Annotated in this window: 16 protein-coding genes and 2 pseudogenes; 8 read left to right on the forward strand and 10 right to left on the reverse strand. The window is 69.3% G+C overall.

Annotated features, from left to right (window positions below):
• Nucleotides 1-93 precede the first annotated feature (93 nt).
• Entirely contained in the window at nucleotides 94-1,575 is a 1,482-nt protein-coding gene (locus tag AB0H56_RS22880) for a diacylglycerol kinase family protein (protein WP_357166728.1), read from the forward strand.
• On the opposite strand, the gene AB0H56_RS22885 is transcribed toward AB0H56_RS22880, so the two are convergent.
• Nucleotides 1,565-4,747 (reverse strand): protein kinase, encoded by a 3,183-nt coding sequence (locus tag AB0H56_RS22885; RefSeq protein WP_357166731.1) that lies wholly within the window; start codon nucleotides 4,745-4,747, stop codon nucleotides 1,565-1,567. The genes AB0H56_RS22880 and AB0H56_RS22885 overlap by 11 nt on opposite strands.
• On the opposite strand from AB0H56_RS22885, the gene AB0H56_RS22890 reads away from it, so the two are divergent.
• Both AB0H56_RS22890 and AB0H56_RS22895 read left to right on the forward strand, forming a co-directional pair.
• A complete protein-coding gene (locus tag AB0H56_RS22890) occupies nucleotides 4,738-5,658 on the forward strand; it encodes an NAD-dependent epimerase/dehydratase family protein (RefSeq protein ID WP_357166734.1) in 921 nt (306 codons plus the stop codon). The genes AB0H56_RS22885 and AB0H56_RS22890 overlap by 10 nt on opposite strands.
• 31 nt (nucleotides 5,659-5,689) lie before the next feature.
• Nucleotides 5,690-6,268: pseudogene (locus AB0H56_RS22895) on the forward strand (zinc-binding dehydrogenase); the annotation flags it as partial.
• Between the two features lie 45 nt (nucleotides 6,269-6,313).
• Here AB0H56_RS22895 and AB0H56_RS22900 read toward each other — a convergent pair.
• Nucleotides 6,314-7,204, reverse strand: a complete 891-nt coding sequence (locus tag AB0H56_RS22900) for an aminoglycoside phosphotransferase family protein (RefSeq protein ID WP_357166737.1) — start codon at nucleotides 7,202-7,204, stop codon at nucleotides 6,314-6,316.
• 163 nt (nucleotides 7,205-7,367) lie between these two features.
• Between AB0H56_RS22900 and AB0H56_RS22905 the strand changes: the two genes are divergently transcribed.
• Complete coding sequence (locus AB0H56_RS22905) at nucleotides 7,368-8,024, forward strand: nitroreductase family protein (RefSeq protein WP_357166740.1); 657 nt, start codon at nucleotides 7,368-7,370, stop codon at nucleotides 8,022-8,024.
• A gap of 57 nt (nucleotides 8,025-8,081) precedes the next feature.
• Here the strand turns inward: AB0H56_RS22905 and AB0H56_RS22910 are convergent, their stop codons facing one another.
• From AB0H56_RS22910 to AB0H56_RS22920, 3 genes are all read right to left on the reverse strand, one after another.
• On the reverse strand, nucleotides 8,082-8,597 hold the full coding sequence (locus AB0H56_RS22910; RefSeq protein WP_357166743.1) for an N-acetyltransferase: 516 nt from the start codon (nucleotides 8,595-8,597) through the stop codon (nucleotides 8,082-8,084).
• Nucleotides 8,598-8,646: 49 nt separating this feature from the next.
• The gene (gene rsgA / locus AB0H56_RS22915; protein ID WP_357166746.1) at nucleotides 8,647-9,738 is read right to left on the reverse strand and encodes a ribosome small subunit-dependent GTPase A; all 1,092 of its coding nucleotides are present in this window, start codon (nucleotides 9,736-9,738) and stop codon (nucleotides 8,647-8,649) included.
• A 277-nt stretch (nucleotides 9,739-10,015) separates the two neighbouring features.
• Nucleotides 10,016-10,888 (reverse strand): DUF5995 family protein, encoded by an 873-nt coding sequence (locus AB0H56_RS22920; RefSeq protein ID WP_357166749.1) that lies wholly within the window; start codon nucleotides 10,886-10,888, stop codon nucleotides 10,016-10,018.
• A gap of 228 nt (nucleotides 10,889-11,116) precedes the next feature.
• Between AB0H56_RS22920 and AB0H56_RS22925 the strand changes: the two genes are divergently transcribed.
• Together AB0H56_RS22925 and AB0H56_RS22930 are read left to right on the forward strand one after the other, a co-directional pair.
• A complete protein-coding gene (locus tag AB0H56_RS22925) occupies nucleotides 11,117-11,761 on the forward strand; it encodes a hypothetical protein (RefSeq protein ID WP_357166752.1) in 645 nt (214 codons plus the stop codon).
• Nucleotides 11,762-11,841: 80 nt separating this feature from the next.
• Nucleotides 11,842-12,378: a hypothetical protein gene (locus AB0H56_RS22930; protein ID WP_357166755.1), complete on the forward strand. Its 537-nt coding sequence runs from the start codon at nucleotides 11,842-11,844 to the stop codon at nucleotides 12,376-12,378.
• Between the two features lie 8 nt (nucleotides 12,379-12,386).
• On the opposite strand, the gene AB0H56_RS22935 is transcribed toward AB0H56_RS22930, so the two are convergent.
• From AB0H56_RS22935 to AB0H56_RS22955, 5 genes are all read right to left on the reverse strand, one after another.
• On the reverse strand, nucleotides 12,387-12,653 hold the full coding sequence (locus AB0H56_RS22935) for a hypothetical protein (RefSeq protein WP_357166758.1): 267 nt from the start codon (nucleotides 12,651-12,653) through the stop codon (nucleotides 12,387-12,389).
• Nucleotides 12,654-12,827: 174 nt separating this feature from the next.
• The gene (locus tag AB0H56_RS22940) at nucleotides 12,828-14,156 is read right to left on the reverse strand and encodes a hypothetical protein (RefSeq protein ID WP_357166761.1); all 1,329 of its coding nucleotides are present in this window, start codon (nucleotides 14,154-14,156) and stop codon (nucleotides 12,828-12,830) included.
• Entirely contained in the window at nucleotides 14,153-14,521 is a 369-nt protein-coding gene (locus tag AB0H56_RS22945) for a hypothetical protein (RefSeq protein WP_357166764.1), read from the reverse strand. Before AB0H56_RS22945 ends, AB0H56_RS22940 begins: the two co-directional genes overlap by 4 nt.
• Nucleotides 14,518-14,700, reverse strand: coding sequence for a hypothetical protein (locus AB0H56_RS22950; protein ID WP_357167141.1), 183 nt, complete (start codon nucleotides 14,698-14,700; stop codon nucleotides 14,518-14,520). The genes AB0H56_RS22945 and AB0H56_RS22950 overlap by 4 nt, the downstream gene beginning before the upstream one ends.
• Nucleotides 14,700-16,559, reverse strand: a complete 1,860-nt coding sequence (locus AB0H56_RS22955; RefSeq protein WP_357166766.1) for a hypothetical protein — start codon at nucleotides 16,557-16,559, stop codon at nucleotides 14,700-14,702. The genes AB0H56_RS22950 and AB0H56_RS22955 overlap by 1 nt, the downstream gene beginning before the upstream one ends.
• A gap of 166 nt (nucleotides 16,560-16,725) precedes the next feature.
• On the opposite strand from AB0H56_RS22955, the gene AB0H56_RS22960 reads away from it, so the two are divergent.
• A complete protein-coding gene (locus AB0H56_RS22960; RefSeq protein WP_357166769.1) occupies nucleotides 16,726-17,223 on the forward strand; it encodes a MarR family winged helix-turn-helix transcriptional regulator in 498 nt (165 codons plus the stop codon).
• Between the two features lie 37 nt (nucleotides 17,224-17,260).
• Nucleotides 17,261-18,772: pseudogene (locus AB0H56_RS22965) on the forward strand (MDR family MFS transporter); the annotation flags it as partial.
• Nucleotides 18,773-18,995 lie beyond the last annotated feature (223 nt).

Consider the following 18,995-nt stretch of genomic DNA (forward strand, 5'->3'; position numbering starts at 1 on the left):
ATACGCGGCGCGGGAGTGCCGCGCCGCCGCCGGCGACAACGCGCTCGCGGTCAATCCCGTCCGGTGCCGTCGCGAGGCGGTACTTTCGAGATCATGCCCGGTCCGGTGTTGCCCCCACTCCGCACTCTCCACGTGGGGCTCAGCGACCTCGACCGCCGGCTGTTCGACGCCGTCGCGGAGTCCCCGAGCCCGCTGCTGGATCTCACCATGCGGCCCCTGTCCGCGGTGGCCGATCACTCGAAGCTGTGGATGGTCATCGCCGCGGGACTCGGCTTCGGCGGATTGTCCGCGCGCCGCGGTGCGGTGCGCGGGCTCGGGACGATCGCGGTGACGAGTCTTGTCGTGAACCAGGGGCTCAAGCGGATATATCCCCGCCTCCGCCCAGTCTTCGACGGTGTGCCGATCGCGCGCGCCCGGCATCAACCCACCTCCACCTCGTTTCCCTCCGGGCACGCCGCGGTCGCGGCGGGTTTCGCGGTGGGCGTCGGATTGGAGAACCGCACCGCCGGCTATCTGCTGTCGGGCCTCGCGGCCGCGGTCGGCCTGTCCAGGGTCGCCACGGGCGCGCACTATCCGGGCGACGTGCTCGCGGGTTTCGCGGTAGGCGCCGGGATCGCGATCGCGGGCGCGCGCCTCGTGCCGCCGGTCGACGACAGCCGCATCATGATTCCGCAGCCCACCGTCGAGCGGATCGCGACCGACCCCGACGGCGCGGGACTGGTCGTCGTCCTCAATCCCGCCTCCGGTGACGGCACCGGCGCGCGCGTCGCCCAGCAGATCCGCAGGGACCTCCCGAAGGCCGAGATCGTCGAACTCACGCAGGGTTCCGACATCGACGAGGTGGCCGCGCAGGCCGCCGAGCGGGCGGAATTCCTCGGCGTGGCGGGTGGCGACGGCACCGTCGCGACCCTCGCCGCGCACGCGGTCGCGACGGGCAAACCGCTCGCGGTGTTCCCAGCAGGCACGTTCAACCATTTCGCGAAGGACATCGGCTGCGAAACCGTTTCCGCGGTGGTGGATTCGATCCGGCGGGGACGGATCGCCCGGGTCGACGTGGTGTGGTTGAACGAGGAGAAGCTGCTGCTCAACACGGCGAGCATCGGCGCCTATCCCGCATTCGTCAGGGCCAGAACGCGATTCCAGCGGCGCAGGCTCGGGCGGGTGACGGCGACAGTGCGCGCTTTGCGCCGGGTGATGCGCCACACCGCGCCGGTGACGGTGCGCATCGAGGGCCGCCCTGCCACGGTGTCGTTCTTCTTCCTCGGCAATTCGATGTACGGCGCGCCGAACTTCGTGCCGGGGCGCCGATCCCGGCTCGACGACGGGGTGCTCGATGTGCGTTACCTCGAAGACGGCCACCGGTTCGCGACGACACGGTTGTTGCTGTCGTGGATCAGCGGGCGGATGCGCAACTCCAAGGTGTACCGCGAACTGCAGGCTCCCGTCGTCACGATCGAGGCCGACACACCGTTCCGGGTGGCACACGACGGCGAGGCGGGCGAGCTGCGTACGCGGGCGCGGTTCCGGGTGGCCTATCGCGAACTGCGTGTCTTCGGCGCCAGCCTCACCGAATGACCGGGCGGCCCTGCTCATCGGCACCGAGTGCGAAGTCCGCGGCGGCCGCGAGTGACATCGTCGCCCCGTCGTGGCGGGCTGTGTCGAAGTCCGCTCCGCCGAGCGCGGCGCGGCAGGCATGGTCGCAATCGTCGCGGTGGTGGCGCAGCGAGGGGAAGACGAAGGGGGAGCTGTCGATGACGGCGACCAGTGCGTCGGCCGCCCCCATCAGCACGGCGGCCCTGCGGTAGCCGCCCTGATCCGCGCTGACCCAGGCCAGCGTCTCGACACAGGACGCGATGACGAGCGGATCCGGAACTCGCCGGGCGGACCGGATGCCGGCCGCCAGCAATTCGACGGCCCGCGTGGATTCCCCGGCCCGCCAGGCGAGGTATCCCGCGCCCGCCGATGCCCAGCAGTGCAGCATCGTCTCGCCCGCGGATCCGGTGACGGTGAGCACCTCCTCGAAACAGTCGATCGCGCGAGTCGTGGCGCCGAGCACGGCGTTCGCCCAGCCGAGGGCGATCAGCGCGTCCAGCCGCTGTCCGAGCTCGCCGACGGCCGCGTACCCGGCGATGGCCTCGGTTGCCAGCCTTTCGGCCCGAACCGGATCGGCGTGACCGGTCATCAGGGCGATATCGGCCTCGGCGTGTGCGAACAGGGCGCCGATCATGGGGTCGTCGCTGTTTGCCGCCAGCTGTCGTAGGCGGGTCAGCGCGGCATCGTCGGAGTCGTGCTGCAGCGCGGCCATCGCGACGGCGGCGAACAGCGCCCGTGCCTCGTCGCGGGGGTGGGTGCCGGTGGTCCGGGCGAGGGCGCGGGCCGCCCACCGGCGGCCTTCGCCGGGCCGCCCCCGCATCATCCAGAATGGGTACAGCGCGGCCGAGATCCGCACCGCGGTGTCGTCGGGCGCGGTGAGCGCGAATTCGAGCGCCGCGCGCAGGTTCGGCAGCTCGCGTTCGAGCCGCGCGACCCACCGCAGCTGGTGCGGCCCGATCCATTCCGCCTCGGCGCGCACCGCCAGCTCCAGACACCAATCCCGATGGCGCCGAGCCCATTCCGGGTACTCGCCGGCAGCATCAGCCTGCTGCCTGCCGTACTCACGCACGGTCTCGAGCATGCGGAAGCGGACTGTCCCGTCGCTCTGCTCGCGCAGCAGGATCGATTTGTCGACCAGGGCGGACACCGCGTCGAGCACCTCCGCGGGGCCCCGCTCGCCTGCGCAGAGCCGGTCGGCCGCGTCCAGCTCGAAGCCGCCGGTGAACACCGACAGTTGCCGCCACAACCGCTGTTCGTCCTGCGTGCAGAGGTCGTAGCTCCAGTCGATGCACCAGCGCAGTGTCCGCTGGCGCGGTGGGGCGCCGCGGCGACCGCGCGTGAGCAGGCTGTAGCGGTCGTCGAGCCGGGCGAGGATCTGTTCGGGCGAGAGCGTCTTGAGGCGTGCGGCCGCGAGTTCGATGGCGAGCGGGAGCCCGTCGAGCAGCGCGCAGATCCGGTGCACGCAGGGTCGGTTGTCGTCGGTGATCGCGAAATCGGGCACCACAGCCGCCGCTCGCTCGGCGAACAGGGTCACCGCGCTCTCGTCCGCGCCGGGTGCCGACGGATCGGGAAGGGGCAGCGGCGGTACCGGATACACCGATTCCCCGCCGACGTCGAGGGCTTCGCGGCTCGTCGCCAGGATCCGCAGGTGCGGGCAGGCGCGCAGCAGCGATTCCGTGAGCGTGGTGACCCCGTCGATCACCTGCTCGCAGTTGTCGAGTTCGAGCAGCGCATGCCGGGCGGACAGGTAGCCGGTCACGACGTCCACGGTCGGCCCTGCGCCTCTGGTGCGCAGGCCGAGCGCCCCCGCGAGGGCGTCGACCAGCAGGGACGGATCTCGCGTATCGCCCAGTTCGACCAGCCAGACGCCGTCGGCGAAGTCATCTTTGAGCGTGTGCGCGACACGGAGGGCGAGTCGTGATTTGCCGACGCCGCCGATGCCGGTGAGGGTCACCAGCCGTGACCGGTCCAGCAGCCGCTCGACCGCGGCCGATTCGAGGCTTCGCCCGACGAAACTGGTCACCTCTGCCGGCAGGTTTCCGTCGCGATGCGCCACTGGCGGCGATGCCGCGGTGTCGACGCCATCGGGTACCGGAATCCGGTCGAGCGGGAAACCGTTGCGGCGCTGGAGGTCCCGGAGCTGCTCGGCCAACATCAGTGCGGTGGGACGGTCGGCGGGGTCGTGGGCCATCGCGGACTCGAGCAGTGCCGCGACATCGGCGGGAAGTCCGCTGTCGCCCAGCGGGGGAGTGGGTTCGCCCGCGATCCGCAGAAACTGCGCGACGACCTGTTCCCCGGTGTGCCGCTCGAAGACCGCGTGCCCGGTCAGCGCGCAGAACAGGGTGGAACCGAGTCCGTACACATCGGCGGCCTCGCTCGGCATGTCACCGCTGAGCACCTCGGGTGCGGTGAACGCGGGCGAGCCGGTGATCACGCCCGACGTGGTCTGGAAACCGCCTGTGATGTGGGCGATGCCGAAGTCGGTCAGCGCGGGCTCGCCGTAGTCGGTGAGCAGGATGTTTCCCGGCTTGATGTCGCGGTGCAGGATGCCGCCGCGGTGCGCGGTCGCGAGCGCGCCCGCCAGCTTGACACCGAGGTGCAGCGCCTCCGGCAACGGCAGCGGGCCGTCGTGCCGCAGGCGGGTCCGCAACGAGCCGCGCGCGTGGAAGGGCATCACCAGATACGGGTAGCCGTGGTCGGTGATACCGACTTCGAGCATGTCGACGATGTTCGGGTGTCCGGTCAAGCGCCCCATGGCCTGTTGCTCGCGGACGAAGCGATCCCGGTTCTCGTCGAGCTCACGGGTGATCACCTTGACCGCCACCGTGCGGCCGATGCCGAGCTGCGTGCACCGGTAGACCTCGCCGAATCCGCCGCGCCCGATCTCCTCGGCGTCGGCGAATCCGGCCGCACGCAACTCCGCGATGACGTCGACGCCGCCATCGCGCTGAGTCTGACACGGATCGTTGTCGACCATCGGTTGCTCGGAATCCCAGGGGTTACCTGCCAGCGTATCCGGCGGGGCCGCACGATGGGCGCTCCCGCGGGCCGGATCTTCGCGCCACCACCTCGCGATGTTATTGCTGCTTACATTTGTGCTAGTGTGGCCTCTTGTCAGTGTCCGGCGAACGAAAGGCCTTTCTCGTGCAGACAATTCTCGGAGCGAACGGGCAGATCGGGACCGAGCTCGCGCACGAGCTCCATCGGCGGTTCACGAAGGACATCAGGTTGGTGAGCCGTAACCCCCGGCGGCTGCACGAGACGGACGAGCTGGTCACGGCGGACCTCATGGACGCCGAGCAGACCGCCTCGGCGGTCGCGGGAAGCGAGGTCGCCTACCTGACCGTCGGCCTGCCGCCGGACGCGAAGCTGTGGGCCGAGCAGCTCCCGGTGATGATGGCGAACACGATCGCGGCGTGCGAGAAGCACGGGGTCAAGCTCGTGTTCTTCGACAACACGTACATGTATCCGATGACCGGTGAGCCGCAGACCGAGCAGACACGATTCGCCCCGGTCGGGAGCAAGGCGCGGACCAGGGCGCGGATGGCGACGATGCTGCTGGAGGCCATGGCCGCCGGTCGCGTCGAGGCGGTGATCTGCCGCGCGCCGGAGTTCTACGGGCCGGGAAAGACACAGAGCTTCACCAACGCGCTGGTCTTCGACCGGATCGCGGCCGGGAAGAAGCCGCGGGTTCCGCAGCGTGACGACACGCTGCGGACCTTGATCTGGACCCCGGACGCCAGTCGCGCCATGGCCCTGATCGGCAACACGCCATCGGCGTACGGCCAGACCTGGCATCTGCCGTGCGACGATCACCGCGTGACCTACCGCGGGCTGATCGAGCTGGCCGCCGCGGCCTGGGGTCGCGAGATCGACTACTCGGTCACCAAGCGTCCGGTGTTCTCCGTGGCTAGGCTGTTCAACCCCGGCGTGCGCGAACTCTGGGAGCTGCTGCCGCGCTACGAATCGGACAACATTTTCGTCTCCGACAAATTCAAGCAGGCCTTCCCGGAGTTCCGCGTCACCAGCTACGCCGAAGGCGTGGCCGCCATCAAGACAGACTGAACCGCCGCACGACGCTCCAGTACCCACCCTGGGGCATGAGTACGTCGGCGTGGTCGAGGAAGTTAGTGACCGGGTCAGCGCGGTCAGGCCCGGCCAGTTCGTCATCGGCTCCTTCGCCACCTCCGACAACACCTGCGCCAACTGTCGCAACGGCCACCAATCCGCCTGTGTCCATCGGGAATTCATGTCCACCTGCCAGGCCGAGTACGTACGGATCCCCAACGCCGACGGCACCTTGGTGGCCACCGACGGCGCCCCCGATCCGGCGCACGTCCCCAGCCTGCTCGCCCTGTCCGACGTCATGGGCACCGGCTGGTACGCCGCGGTCGCCGCCGAGGTGCGGCCCGGATCGACGGCGGTCGTCGTCGGCGACGGCGCGGTCGGGTTGTGCGCGGTCATCGCCGCGAAAGAGCTCGGGGCCGAGCGGATCATCGCGATGAGCCGTCATGCCGACCGCCAGCGGCTGGCCGCCGCGTTCGGGGCCACCGACATCGTCAGCGAGCGTGGGAAGGAGGGCGTCGCGCGGATCCAGGACATGGCCGACGGCGTCGGCGCCGATTCGGTCCTCGAATGCGTCGGCACCGGGGAGTCGATGACGCAGGCGCTGCGCGATCAAGTCCTTCCTGCGGCCCTGAACCGACGGCGACGAGGCGTGTCAGAGGCCGCGCAGGACGCGATCGAGAGCCGCTCGGCCGGGCGGGCCCCAGTGCGGCTTGCCACCGGGCAGACCCCGATCTCCGTTCTGCCCCATGAGCATCAGGAAGAGGCTCTTCATGGCGGCCAGTCCGCGGGCGCGCCGAATCGCCGATTCGTCCGCGTCCGCGTACCTGTCGAAGAACCGTGCGGCCGTGCCCGCGGGGAGCAACACCCAGGCGGCGGCGAGATCCCACGCCGGATCGCCGGCGAGCAGGTCGCCGAAATCGATGATGCCCGAGAGTGTTCCGTCCGTGGTGACGACGTTCGCGGGATGGAGATCGCCGTGCACCCAGACCGGCGGACCCTGCCATTCCCGTGCGGCGACGGCGTCGGCCCAGACCGCCCGGACCTCGGCGGCGACATCGTCGGGAGCGACGGCCCGCAGGATGGTCTCGAAGCCGTCCGTGTAGTTCCTCGGGTGCGCGCCACGGTCGAGGGAGGTCGGCGCGTCAGCGGGCGCCGGCACATGCAACGCGCGGAGGAACCCGGCCAGGGTGTCGGCCGCGTGGGTGCCACGGCTGATCGAGCTCTCGTCCAGCGGCGCGCCGGGAACCCAGGTCACCACGGTCCAGTGCTTGGGAAACCGGTCGGACGGCGCACCGAAGCGCACCGGCACGGGCACCGGAAGCGGCAGCTGCGGGGCCAGTACCGGCAGCCACCGCCGTTCTTTCAGCTGGAGTTCGGGAGTGGGGTCCATGCGCTGCATTCGCACGGCCAGGTCGTTCCCGAGCCGCCACATCTGGTTACCCCAGCCGCCCGTCACCTCCCGGATCGCCAGCCCCGCGAGGTCTGGATGCTGATCACGGAGCAGACCGCGGACAAGGTCCGCGGTGATGTCGGTGTCGGTCATGTGTATTCACAGTACCGAGCCTGCGGAGCGAGTGCCGTGACGAGCGGATCCTCGCCGATCGTGACGACCCCGGCCGTGAAAGGATCTCCGCGTACTCCGACCAGCGCATGGCCGGGTATGTGGTGTCGCGATCCTGAGACCGAGAAGCACGATCGGAGAAGCAATGACCATCGATTTCCCGCATCTCGACCTGTCCGCCGACGAGGTGCTGACCACGACGCGGTCGGTGCGCAAACGTCTCGACCTGGACCGCGCGGTGCCGCTGGACGTGGTCACCGACGCGCTGGAGGTGGCGCTGCAGGCGCCGTCGGGAAGCAACGCGCAGGGCTGGCACTGGATCGTGCTGACCGATCCCGAACCCAAGAAGATCGTGGCGGAGTACTACCGCAAGTCCTACACCGCCTACGCCGCGGCGGGCGCGGCCGCGCGGGCGGCCAAGCCGCCCAAGGACATCGAGACCGCGGAGAAGGTCGCCTCGAGCGCCACCTATCTGGCCGAGGTGATGGAGCGGGTGCCCGTGCTGGTGATCGGCGCGATCCACGTCCCCGGCGGGCAGTTCCCGGAGGGCAATCAGGCGGGTCTGTGGGGTTCGCTGCTGCCCGCGGCCTGGAGCCTCGCGCTGGCGCTGCGCGAACGCGGCCTCGGGTCCGCGTGGACCTCACTGCATCTGGAGTACGAACGCGAGGTGGCCGAGGCGCTGGGGCTGCCGCCGAACATCCGCCAGGGCGTGCTGTTGCCGGTCGCCTACACGAAGGGGACCGACTTCAAGCTCGCCAAACGCGCCCCGCTCGAGTCGGTACTCCACATCAACAAGTGGTAGGTGTCCCGGGGGCTCGCCCGCACACAGGCGCGCCCCCGGGGTTTCACCGGGCCCAGTTCAGATGTCGCCGAAGGCTTCCGCGTAGCGGATGACGCCGCGGGGCACGGGTTCACCGTCCAGGCTCAGCACCATCAGCGCTTCCTCGGGGACCGGCATCGTCATGCCGACTCCATGGGCGGCGGCACGGGTGAATCCGAAACGCGGGTAGTAGTCCGCGTGTCCCAGCACGGTGACGAAGTGCTCACCCATGGCCCTGGCGGCATCCAGGCCGGCGCTTATCGCGGCCGATCCGGCGCCGGTCTTCTGATACCGCGGCAGGACCGCGCACGGTCCCAGGCACAGTGCGGCGGTGTCGCCGATGTGCGCGCGGGTCAGCAGTGCGTAGCCGGCGGGGATGCCGTTGTCGTCGAGCGCGAGGATCGACAGGTCCGCGATCCAGGCCGGGTCCCGGCGCAAGGCGTCGACGAGATCGGCTTCCTCTGCCCTGTCGAAGGCGGCGAGGGTGATCTGCCTGATCGTGGCGATATCGGTGCTGGTCTCGGCGCGCGTGGTCCAGGGGTGGTGAGTGTTCACGAGTGTTGCCTCCTGTGATGAATGATGGTGTGTGCCAAGGCGATCGGTGTCAGCGCTGGCGGTCGCGGAATCGGTAGGTCGCGCGGAGGTGCCGCGTGATCTCCTTCTCGGTCTTGCCGCGTTTGCCTGCCTGGCGCGCGTCACCGCGGGCGGCGGCCCACTGGCTTTCGCGCAGCAGTTTGCGGTAGCGCTCGAGCCGGCCGAGGTCCAGCTCGCCGGACACGACCGCGTCCTGCACCGCGCACCCGGGTTCGCTGCGGTGCTCGCAGTCGCGGAAGACGCAGTCGCGGGCGTAGGCCTCGATCTCGGCGAACACCTGACCGACACCGTCCGCGACGTCTTGGACACCGATGCCGCGCAAGCCCGGGGTGTCGATGAGCACCCCGCCACCGGGCACGGTGAGCAGCTCACGATGCACGGTGGTGTGTCTGCCCTTGCCGTCGACGGCCCGAACATCGTTGGTGCCCATGTGTTCTCGGCCCAGCAACGCGTTGGCCAGGCTGGATTTCCCGGCTCCGGAGGGGCCGAGCAGGACCGCGGTTCCGGTGACGACAGCGGCCAGCCGTGCCAGGCCGGCCCCGGTCGCGGCGCTGGTGGTGAGAATTTCCACGCCGGGCGCGACCCCGGTGACCACGGCCTCGCCGGCACCGGGATGATCGGCCAGATCGGCCTTGGTCAACACGATGACCGGGCGGGCCCCACTGTCGTAGGCCAGGGCGAGCAGACGTTCGATCCGGCCCGCGTTGACCGGCGCCGCCAGCGACACCGCGATGACCACGGTGTCGACATTGGCCGCGAGGACCTGTTGCTGGGAGGTGCGGTCCGCGGACGCGCGGGTGATCGCGGTTCGCCGGGGCAGCAACGCCACCACCTGTGGTCGAGGTCCGAGCGAGAGCGCGGCCCAGTCGCCGGTGCACACGATGTGCTCGCGATCCGTGGCGGTCAGCGCACTGCTGTCGGCCCGGATCGGTCCGGCGGCGGTGAGGGTGTCGCATCGCCCGCGGTCGACGCGCACGATGCGAGCCGGTATCAGGCCAGCGGCCGCGTGGTCGGCGAACAGCGTCGCGAAGTGTTCGTCCCAGCCGAGCTCGGACAGCTCCAGCGAAGACGACGATGAGGAAGAAGAGTGAGAGGAATGCACGGTGAGACCCTTGGAAGAGGGAGCCCCGCCCGAACACGGAGTCCACCAGTAGTCACACCGCGAGGCAGGACTACTCGATGGGGATCGGTATCAGACCAGGGCCCGGGACGTGAGGATGACACGGGCGCTGCGCACGGCAGCGGTCTTCGCCGCAAACATCAACTCACCTCCCATTCTCTCGCCACCAGGTCGAACACGGACACGACAAGCTAACACGCGACCAGCCGGCCTCGCCAGCGCATTGTGAACGTCCTCATACGTGCCGCGAGGCGCGCGATCAGAGGGCGTTGATCCGGGCCAGCGCGTCGAAGGCCAGATCGGCTGCCTGCCACAGAGCGGTGATCTCCGCACGCACGCCCGGGGCGAGGGCGGGGTCCTGCAGGGCGAGGCCGTTGGTGAAGATGACCGTATTGGCCCCCAGGTCGGCGGCGATGAGCATCTGCTCGGTGGCGACGCCGGCGCCGAAAAGCTGGTCGAGCCCCTCGCCGACGAAGTAGAACCGCCACAGTGGGCCGAGATCGGCGCCGTAGACGGTTCTGGTGCGGTCGATGATCACGTCGCCGACCGCGGCGATGCTCGCGACGATCTTGAAGTAGTCCGGGGCGTTCTCGGGCCGACTGTGCACCGCCGCAACCGAATACGCCAGATCGACGGTGAGGTGAGCGTTGTAGCCCGCCATCGCGGTGCGGGCCCTGGACACGCCGCAGTCCTTGGCAAGGGCGAAATAGTGGGCCCAGTGCGGTTCGGTGACGCCGCCGGTGAACTCGGCGTGCAGATTGTCCAGGAACCGGCGCAGGAGCTCGGTGCTGATCGCGTGCGCGTATTCCCGGTTCACGAACGCGGCGGGATCGCGCTGCAGCGGCATGACCGCCGCGTACTCGACGCCGTCGAGACCGATGGCGAACAGACCACGCAGATCCCGGTGGGCGACGAGGATCTCGGTGATCCGGTGGTGCCGATCCACCGCGTCCTCGAGCCGCGCGAGACCGTCCGCGCCGGTGATCGTCGCGGTATCCGACAGCCGGACGATGTCGGCGACATCGCTGGACGACAACGTCGAACCGCACGCGATATCGCGCACAGCGCCGCCAGCAGGCACCGCGACAACCGCGGGCAGGGCCATGATCAAGGCCGCAGCGACAGCGGCCATTCCGCTCGATACACGCACCCGCAGATTCCACCACCCACAAGTGAGAACCGCCGACTACGACACGACGAGACTGGTCGCCGAACCGAGCGAACGAGGCACCAGCTTGCCCAAAGCAAGCACTCGCAATGAGCGTGCCTTGACGGTTGCGTTCCCAGCTGGTGAGAGTGAAAGCTGACAGGATGTCGGCGATGATCGGCGCTACCACCGTCGGAGTCCTTCTCGACTCTGGTGCGGTTCCTGTTCGACCACGACCTCACGCAGCACCTCGCTGCCGCGGAAGAGGCACTGGATCGAGCGCACTCGGAGACGAGCGCCGAGGTGGCTGCCGAGTTCGGCTTCAGTGAGGACCTGCTCGATGCCGCCCTCGCCGTTCGCACGCACGTCGGTCGTCTCAACGATGTGATCCACGCAACCGTCATCGCGCGTGTTCTGCCTGCCATCCTGGAGCCCGGAGAACGCATCGCTCGCCGCCCGTCACTCGGAGCCGGCAACGACTCCACGCGCCCCTTCGATCTCGAAACCGATCGCCGGATCGCGGAATTCAAAGTCGCACAATGGAAGGGCGCCGACACCATGCGCAAACGGGGAGTCGTGGCCGACCTGGTGCACCTGACGCTCGACGAAAGCGGCCGGCGGGCTCAGCTGTTCGTCGTCGGCGCCTTGCCGGTCAGGTTCCTTCGAACATCTCGCTCGACCATCGCGTGGGCTCTCGCGCGATCCTCACCTCACACCAGAGCACGGTTCCATGAACGGTTCGGGCCCGCAACCGATCTCACGATTGCGAACTTCACGAGCTCGCATGCTGATCACATCGAACTCATCGATCTGTCGGCGCTTGTACCGTCGTTGGCCCTCCCGCCAAAACTCCTCTGAGTCGCAGGGTTCGCCACTTCGAGAGGCCGCCGCGTGCCGCTGTTGCGGACAACATTCGTCGATACTGCAAGGATGGGCGTATGTCCGACCCGCTGAGCCTGCGCCTCGGGGACTACTTCGACGCCGGTCTGCGGCGGTGGCCTGGGCCGGAACTGATCCTGACCACCGATGGTGGGCTGTTTCTCATGGATGTCGTGTCGCCGACGCCAGCGGATATCGCGAACTTCAGTACCGGCGCGATGGAATTCGCTTGGCTCGACGCGCGTCACCATGGTGTTCTCTGTTACCGGTTCGGCGATGGAGCGTGGCAGCATTACGCGTTCGCTCCGCACCGGGACACCCCGCCCGGAGCCGTGGCAGGTCTGCCCGAGGTAGGTCTCGGGCAGACGCTGGCCGTATCGCTCGGCCTGGCCGACGTGGACCGGACGCCCGTGCTCGCGGTACGCACCGCCGAGTGGCCCGAACATTTCGTCGGTGCCGTGCGGGCGACCCTGGCGAGGCTGGTTGCACGGCCGGTCGACAGCGCACAGCTCGTCGATGAGAGCAACGACCTTCACCTCTCCGTCGGCAGCGAACGGATCGCTCGGCGTGCGGGTGTGCAGTGTCGGTGTGGGTGACGGAGATGTCAGAAGTTCGAAAGAGCGTCCAGGCCCTGGAGCATCGTGACGACGAAGAGGGCGGCGCCGAGGGTGCACAGTGCGACGAAGGCGAGGGAGAGCCGGAGGGCGGCGGCGGAGAGCCACGGTCTTAGGCCGGCTCGGCGGCTGATCACCATTCCGGTGGAGGACAGCGCGATGGCGATGGCGGTGGGGACCGCGAAGCCGGCGATCGTGATGATGGGGGAGGGCAATGCGTTTCCTGGCCTGTTCATCGTCCAGAGCAGGTCGGCCATGGCGACGAGCAGGAAGCCCAGTGCCGCGCCGCCACACCAATAGTCCGGCCTTGTTCGCTCTCGCGATTCCGTGGCTCCACGCACGGATCCATTCAAGCAGTCGCTGCGGTCACTCGCGATGTTCAGTGAATTCCCCCCGGCGACCCGGAGGCGCTGCGGACGATCGCGCCCCGGTCAGCCACCGAACAGCAGATACAGCCCGGTGAAGGTGAAGCCGACCATGGTCAGCATCAAGGCCAGCTGGCCGGTCAGGCGGTGACGTGGTGGGAGGAGGAGCAGGCAGCGGTCGTGGGCGGCGGCGACGCCGAGGACGTGGCCGAGGAGGACGGCGAGCACCTTGCAGGTGGCGAGCACACCCGGGTGACTCGACAGCACGTAGGCCACGTCGCGATCGGCCAGGCCCGCGACATTCCAGCCGCGGTCGAGCGGGTCCGCGAACAGCAGCACCGTCGCCTGGCCCTTCTCGACGAGAAACGTGAGGTAGTGGGCGATCAGATAGCCCGCCACGATCGGAGTGAGGCTGTGTGCCAGCCGCCGTGGCAGCAGCGCACGCTCGGCGGGGGAGACACCACCGGTGGCCCGCGCGGCGGCGGTGAACAGCCCGCCCACGACCCCGATGAAGACCAGCAGGCCCGCCGTGCGGACCAGCGTCGCGTCGACGACCGGCGCGAGATCGTCGACCAGTTCGCGCCAGCGGGGAAAGGACGAGAAGCTGTCGAAGGCAGTGGATCCGAGCAGTGTCGCCGCGACCGCCACGGATCCGGCGAGTGCCGGCGTTCCCGCGAGATTGTTCAGCGGCATCCGCAGGACCGGCAGGCCGGTTCGGTCGCGCCCGTAGGGACTCAGGTGCGCCAGCAGCGTGCTGTACACCTCGAGCGGATCGGCCCGCTCCGCCCAGACGGTGCCGAACACCACGAGCCCGATCGAGGTCACGACCAGATAGCCGATCAGCCACGTCAGCACCGAGCTCACCGATCCCGGTGCGCGCCAGGCCAATTCCAGCCACACGAACGAGAACAGGCCCGCGGCGGCGGGGAGGTGTCCCCATTCCTCGCGATAGCGCAGGAAACCGTGGGCAGGGGCGCGCCGCAACAGCAGGCAGGCGCAGCGATGGATCGCCCTGGCCGGTGAGAGGACCTTCCAGACCGGTCCGATCAGCAAGGACGCCACCATCACCCCGACCCAGACGCCGATGTACAGCACGCCCGGCACCGGATTCCGGGCCGGGTCAGGGGAACCGAACACCGCGATGACGAGCACACCGACCGTGACCATCAGGCTCGCCGTGGCGAGACCGATCCGCGTCGCGGGAGCATCGATCATCCGGCGCATTGGTTCCGGCAGCGGGAATCCCGGAGATGCGGGATCGAGACGTGGCCGACGCCAGGCCAGGAACAACACGGCGAACGAGGCGGTCAGCGCCCACGCCGCGCCGACCAGCGCGTAACTGAGCGGGATCGGCAGGTCCTCGGCGCCGTTGAGGCCGTGGGCGAGCGGAATCACGGGCGGACCAGCAGCGTCGTCACCGTCCGCCCGAGATGGTGGAGTTCGACGTCCACCTGGCCGGGCACCGCCACGGTGAAACCGAATTCCTGGCCCGCGGCCGCGGCGACGGGAAAGGTGTGTGGGGGAGCGGAGTGGACGTGCAGTTCGTCGGCGGCGTCGCTGTCGACGCGCACCACGATGTGCTGCCCGACCTGGGCGTCGGTGCGCGTATTGGCCGGGGACACTTCGCCGTTCGCGATCCGGATGTCGATCGTGAGGGGTGTGGTCACGGGGGCGGTGGCCGGCTCGCCCGACGCGCAGCCCACCAGCAGTGCGCCCGCGGCGACCGTGACCGAACCCAGCCGACGTCGACGAATGGTCACGGGTTCTCCTCGGTGCGCTCGGGTTCTGTTCGGGCGGAGTCGTTCTCGCGCCGCTCGGCGCGCCGGTCACGCAGGGCGATGAACAGCACCAGCCCGACCAGTGCCACGGCGGGCAGGAACGCCGGAATCGCCAGCAGCGCGGAGTGGTCGGCGAGAACGTCGACGTGCTCCCGGCGAATCACGGTTCGACCGTCGCCTTGTGTTCCGGTGTGCTGCCCGCCGCCAGATAGCGATCGTTGACGCGCGCGGCACCCCATGCCATCGCCGCGATCAGGGCCAGGCTGCACGCCAGCACCACCAGACCGGCGAGGCAGATCAGCCAGGACGGATGATCGAAGGACCGCTCGCGCTGCAGGACCGTGATCTCCGCGACGAACGGCCGCGTGAAACTCCCGGGCGCGGGGACCTCGGCGGCACCGATACCGGGATCGAGCGGCATGAAGATCGGCAGTGCGGCCTGCATGCGCCCGTCCTGCAGGCGCAACACCGTTTTCCAGGTGCCGTGCACGGGCACCGGGCCGGTGGACACGAAATGGTCGTCGCCGACGCGGCGCAGTTCGTCCACGACGAGGCCGTGGCCGGGACTGCCGTCGCCGATACCGCCCTGCCAGGACAGGATCTCCACCCATTCCGGATCGGCGCCGACCAGATCCGCGGGCGAGAGCCGGATGTCGGCGGTGACCATCCGTCCGCCCTGGGCGGGTGCGGCGTCGGTGAGCACGACGGTCGCCGAAGCGTTCTCCGGCACCCGGATGATCAAGCCGTTCGCGGTCGCCGCGGCCGCGATGACCACCGCCGCGACCACGAGTCCCCGTCGCACCGCGGGTCGCGGCAGTGCCTCGCCGCGCAGGACGGTGCCGAGCATCGCGCCGATCACCCCGCCCGCCACGCCGACCGGCACCGCCATCGCGAGCAGTTCGGGCCACATCCCGGCGACCCACGGATTGACGAACACGCGCTCGATCCACAGCGATTCCAGCCAGATGCCCACCGTGGCCACCCCGAGCCCGGCGAGCGCGCCCCACCACAGCGGTCGGCGGATCAGCGGCACGAGGGCCAGCAGTTCGACCACGATCGCGGCACCGAGATAGAGCGGGAACACATTGCGCGGTGCCTCGAATCCGGTGCCGACCAGGACCGCGACGACGCCACGCACACCGAAGGCGAAAGCCACCAGCAGCAGGGTGCTGAGCGGGCCGAGCGTGAGCCGCGCCGAGATCAGGGCGATCGTCGCGGCGAAGACGATCAGCATCGGCTGCAGCACCAGCCGGAACTGCTCGACGCCGAAGTCGAACTCGACCCCGAACACCGACAGCCCGATCACCAGGCCGCCGAAGGCGAACGCCTGCACCGCCCACAGCACACGGCCGTCGGTGCGCTCGGGATCGGGCCGGTTGTACCGGCCTTCGAGCTCGAGCAGCAGCACGCCGACCAGCGACAGGCCCGCGCCACCGATGAGCATGAGGTGCGTGGGTCCCCAGAGGGTGACGTCCTGGCCGAACAGCCGATGCCAGATGTCGTCGAGCGGGAAACCGATCAGCGCGTACAAGCCGGCGCCGGCGATCAGGATCCCGCCCACCGGGGCGTACCAGTCGCGGGTGATTTTCACCGCGGCCCTGCCCGGCTTCTCGTCGAGCGGCAGGATGACGGCCAGCATGCCGGCCATGAAGAGGAAGAACAGGCCGACCAGGATGAAGTAGTGCGCCGGATTGGCCAGTGGTCCGGCGTCGCGGCCCTTGCCGACGTGCAGGCTCACGTCCCAGATGAAGCCGAGAAACGCGGTCAGGATGGTCGCGAGGAACATCGCGATCGGGAGCGCCACCCAGCCGGGACGGTTCATGACGCGGCCGCTGAAGTCGGCCAGCCGTGCCAGCCAGGTGATCCGCCGGGTCCGATGCAGGTAGGCCACCCACAGCAGCACCGCGCCGACCACCGCGGCCGCACCGGTCATGAGCGCGACCTGATCGAGCGCGGCGCCCCCGCCTTCGGTGCCCTGCGCGACCGGAATCGTCGGCGGGGCGGATATCGCTGTGGCCATGACGGTCCTCCGGGGTGTCGAAGTGCCCGGTCGAGGGGTTGAAAGAGCAGTATCCCCCGAATCCCGCGCGGTGCCGAGACCCCGCACCGGGGACATTTAGTTGCATAGTACAAATAAGTGTTTTATGGTTGGTTAGCGCAAGCAACTATTCGTGCTGGGAGGCGGCATGGCAGTGTCACCCGATACGGCTCAGGGCCTGATCAGGGAGCTCTACTACATGGGCCGCGCGATCCGTGCCGCGCTCTCGCATCCGGACGAAGGGGAAATGCTCCCCGGCGGCGTGGGCGTGCTCGGTTCGCTCGAGGCCCGGGGACCATCGCGGCAGGTGGACCTCGCCGCGGACCTGTGCATCAGTCAATCGACCCTGAGCAGGCACGTCGCCGAACTGGTGAACTCGGGCAACATCGCCCGCCACGCCGATCCGCTCGACGGCCGGGTCACGCTCATCCGGATCACCGATCAGGGCCGCGATCTGCTGCTGCGCGTCCGGGAGTCCCGGGCCCGCGGACTGCGCGCCGCGCTGGCCGAGTGGACCGAGACCGAAGCGCAGCAGGCCACCGCGGTCGTGCAGAAGCTCAGGAATTCACTGGCGGCCGCTCCGCACCACACCGCCGTGGGGGAGCGCCGACCGGTTTCGACAGAAAGTCAGGAAGTGGATGTCTAGTTCAGTCGGGACGGAGACTCGGGGTGCCCCGGCACCGATGACGCATCGGCAGGTCCTCGAGGCGATGACGGGGCTGCTGGCGGCGCTGTTCACGGCGCTGCTCAGCACCACGATCGTGTCGACCGCGCTGCCGACGATCATCGGCGACCTGGAGGGATCGCAGACCGCGTACGCCTGGGTCATCACCACGGCGCTGCTGGCCAATGCCGCGTCCACCCCGATCTGGGGGAAGTTCGCCGATCTGTTCAACAAGAAGCTGCTGGTGCAGTCGGCCATCGTCATCTTCGTCATCGGGTCGGTGATCGCGGGATTCGCGAACAACGTGCCGGTGCTGCTGGCGGCCCGCGTCGTCCAGGGCATCGGCATGGGCGGCTTGACCGCGCTCGTCGTCGCGATCATCGGCTCCATCGTCTCGCCGCGGGAACGCGGCCGCTATTCCGGCTACATGGGCGCCGTGATGGCGGTGTCGATGTCGGGCGGACCCATCCTCGGCGGCGTCATCGTCGACAGCCCGCTCGGCTGGCGCTGGTGCTTCTTCGTCTGCGTGCCGCTGGCGGTCATCGCCCTGGTGCTGCTGCAACGGACCCTGCGGTTGCCCACCGAACGCAAGCAGGGGGTGTCGATCGACTGGTTCGGCGCCGCGCTCCTGACCGCGGGCGTGTCGGTGCTGCTGGTCTGGGTGTCGTTCGCCGGTAAGGCGGACTACTACGACTGGTTCTCCCGCGAATCCGCCTGGTACGTCGGCACCGGTGTGCTGCTGCTGCTCGCGACCGTGGTGGTCGAATCGCGGGTCAAGTCGCCGATCATCCCGCTCTCGATCGTCACCGAGCGCACCACCGGGCTGGCGATCATCGCCTCGATCGCGGTCGGTGTCGGCATGTTCGGCTCGACCACCTTCCTCGGCCAGTACTTCCAGACCGCGCGCGGCTACTCGCCGACGATGGCGGGCGTGCTGACCATTCCGCTGGTCCTCGGTATGCTCGTCGCGTCGACCGGTTCGGGACAGCTGATCACCCGGTTCGGCAAGTGGAAGTCCTTCGTGGTCACCGGCGGCGCGCTGCTGGTGGTCGGCTTCGGCTTGCTCGCCACCATCGACCACGCCACCGATCTGTGGCTGGTGGGCATCTACATCGCCGTGGTCGGGCTCGGCGTCGGCATGATGATGCAGAACCTCGTGCTGGCCGTGCAGAACACGGTGAGCGTGCACAACATCGGCGCCGCGTCCAGCAGTGTCGCCTTCTTCCGCACGTTCGGCGGCGCGATCGGCGTCTCCGTGCTGGGCTCGGTGCTGGCCACCCGGGTGGGCGAGCTGTCGGCGCGAGGCTTCGCCGAGCTCGGCGTGACCACCGGTTCCGCCGGCGGCACCAATCTGAATCTGCACGCCCTGCCCGCCCCGATCGTCACGGTCCTGCGCGCCGCCTACGGTGACGCGACCGGACGGATCTTCCTCATCGCAGCCGGTGCGGCCGTCGTCGCGCTCCTGGCGACCGCGCTGCTGCCGAACCGCCCGCTGCGCACCACGATCGACCTCGATCCGAAGCTCGACCCGACCACGAAAGAGTCCGCGGCGCAGGGTGCTTCGCCCGACGCGCTGGACGCCGAGCTCGCCGCCCTCACGGCGTCGAGCCGGGACGGCGAGCGGGTCTGGGAAGGCGCAGAGCGCGTGCTGTCCGAAGCGGAACCGGTACCGGCCGGGCGGCATGCGACGCTCGAACAGAACGGTCATCGGGCCGCGGTCCCGGCGCGGGGCGCGCTGACGGCCGTCGGGTCCG

The sequence above is a fragment of the Nocardia sp. NPDC050717 genome, from assembly GCF_040654275.1.
Lineage (GTDB): Bacteria > Actinomycetota > Actinomycetes > Mycobacteriales > Mycobacteriaceae > Nocardia.

What these genes read in the sequence shown, in the direction of transcription:
- AB0H56_RS22880 (WP_357166728.1), top strand. Translation starts at nt 94, where the DNA reads ATGCCCGGTCCGGTGTTGCCCCCACTCCGCACTCTCCACGTGGGGCTC.
- AB0H56_RS22900 (WP_357166737.1), bottom strand. Translation starts at nt 7,204, where the DNA reads ATGACCGACACCGACATCACCGCGGACCTTGTCCGCGGTCTGCTCCGT.
- AB0H56_RS22905 (WP_357166740.1), top strand. Translation starts at nt 7,368, where the DNA reads ATGACCATCGATTTCCCGCATCTCGACCTGTCCGCCGACGAGGTGCTG.
- AB0H56_RS22920 (WP_357166749.1), bottom strand. Translation starts at nt 10,888, where the DNA reads ATGGCCGCTGTCGCTGCGGCCTTGATCATGGCCCTGCCCGCGGTTGTC.
- AB0H56_RS22930 (WP_357166755.1), top strand. Translation starts at nt 11,842, where the DNA reads ATGTCCGACCCGCTGAGCCTGCGCCTCGGGGACTACTTCGACGCCGGT.
- AB0H56_RS22935 (WP_357166758.1), bottom strand. Translation starts at nt 12,653, where the DNA reads ATGGCCGACCTGCTCTGGACGATGAACAGGCCAGGAAACGCATTGCCC.
- AB0H56_RS22955 (WP_357166766.1), bottom strand. Translation starts at nt 16,559, where the DNA reads ATGGCCACAGCGATATCCGCCCCGCCGACGATTCCGGTCGCGCAGGGC.
- AB0H56_RS22960 (WP_357166769.1), top strand. Translation starts at nt 16,726, where the DNA reads ATGGCAGTGTCACCCGATACGGCTCAGGGCCTGATCAGGGAGCTCTAC.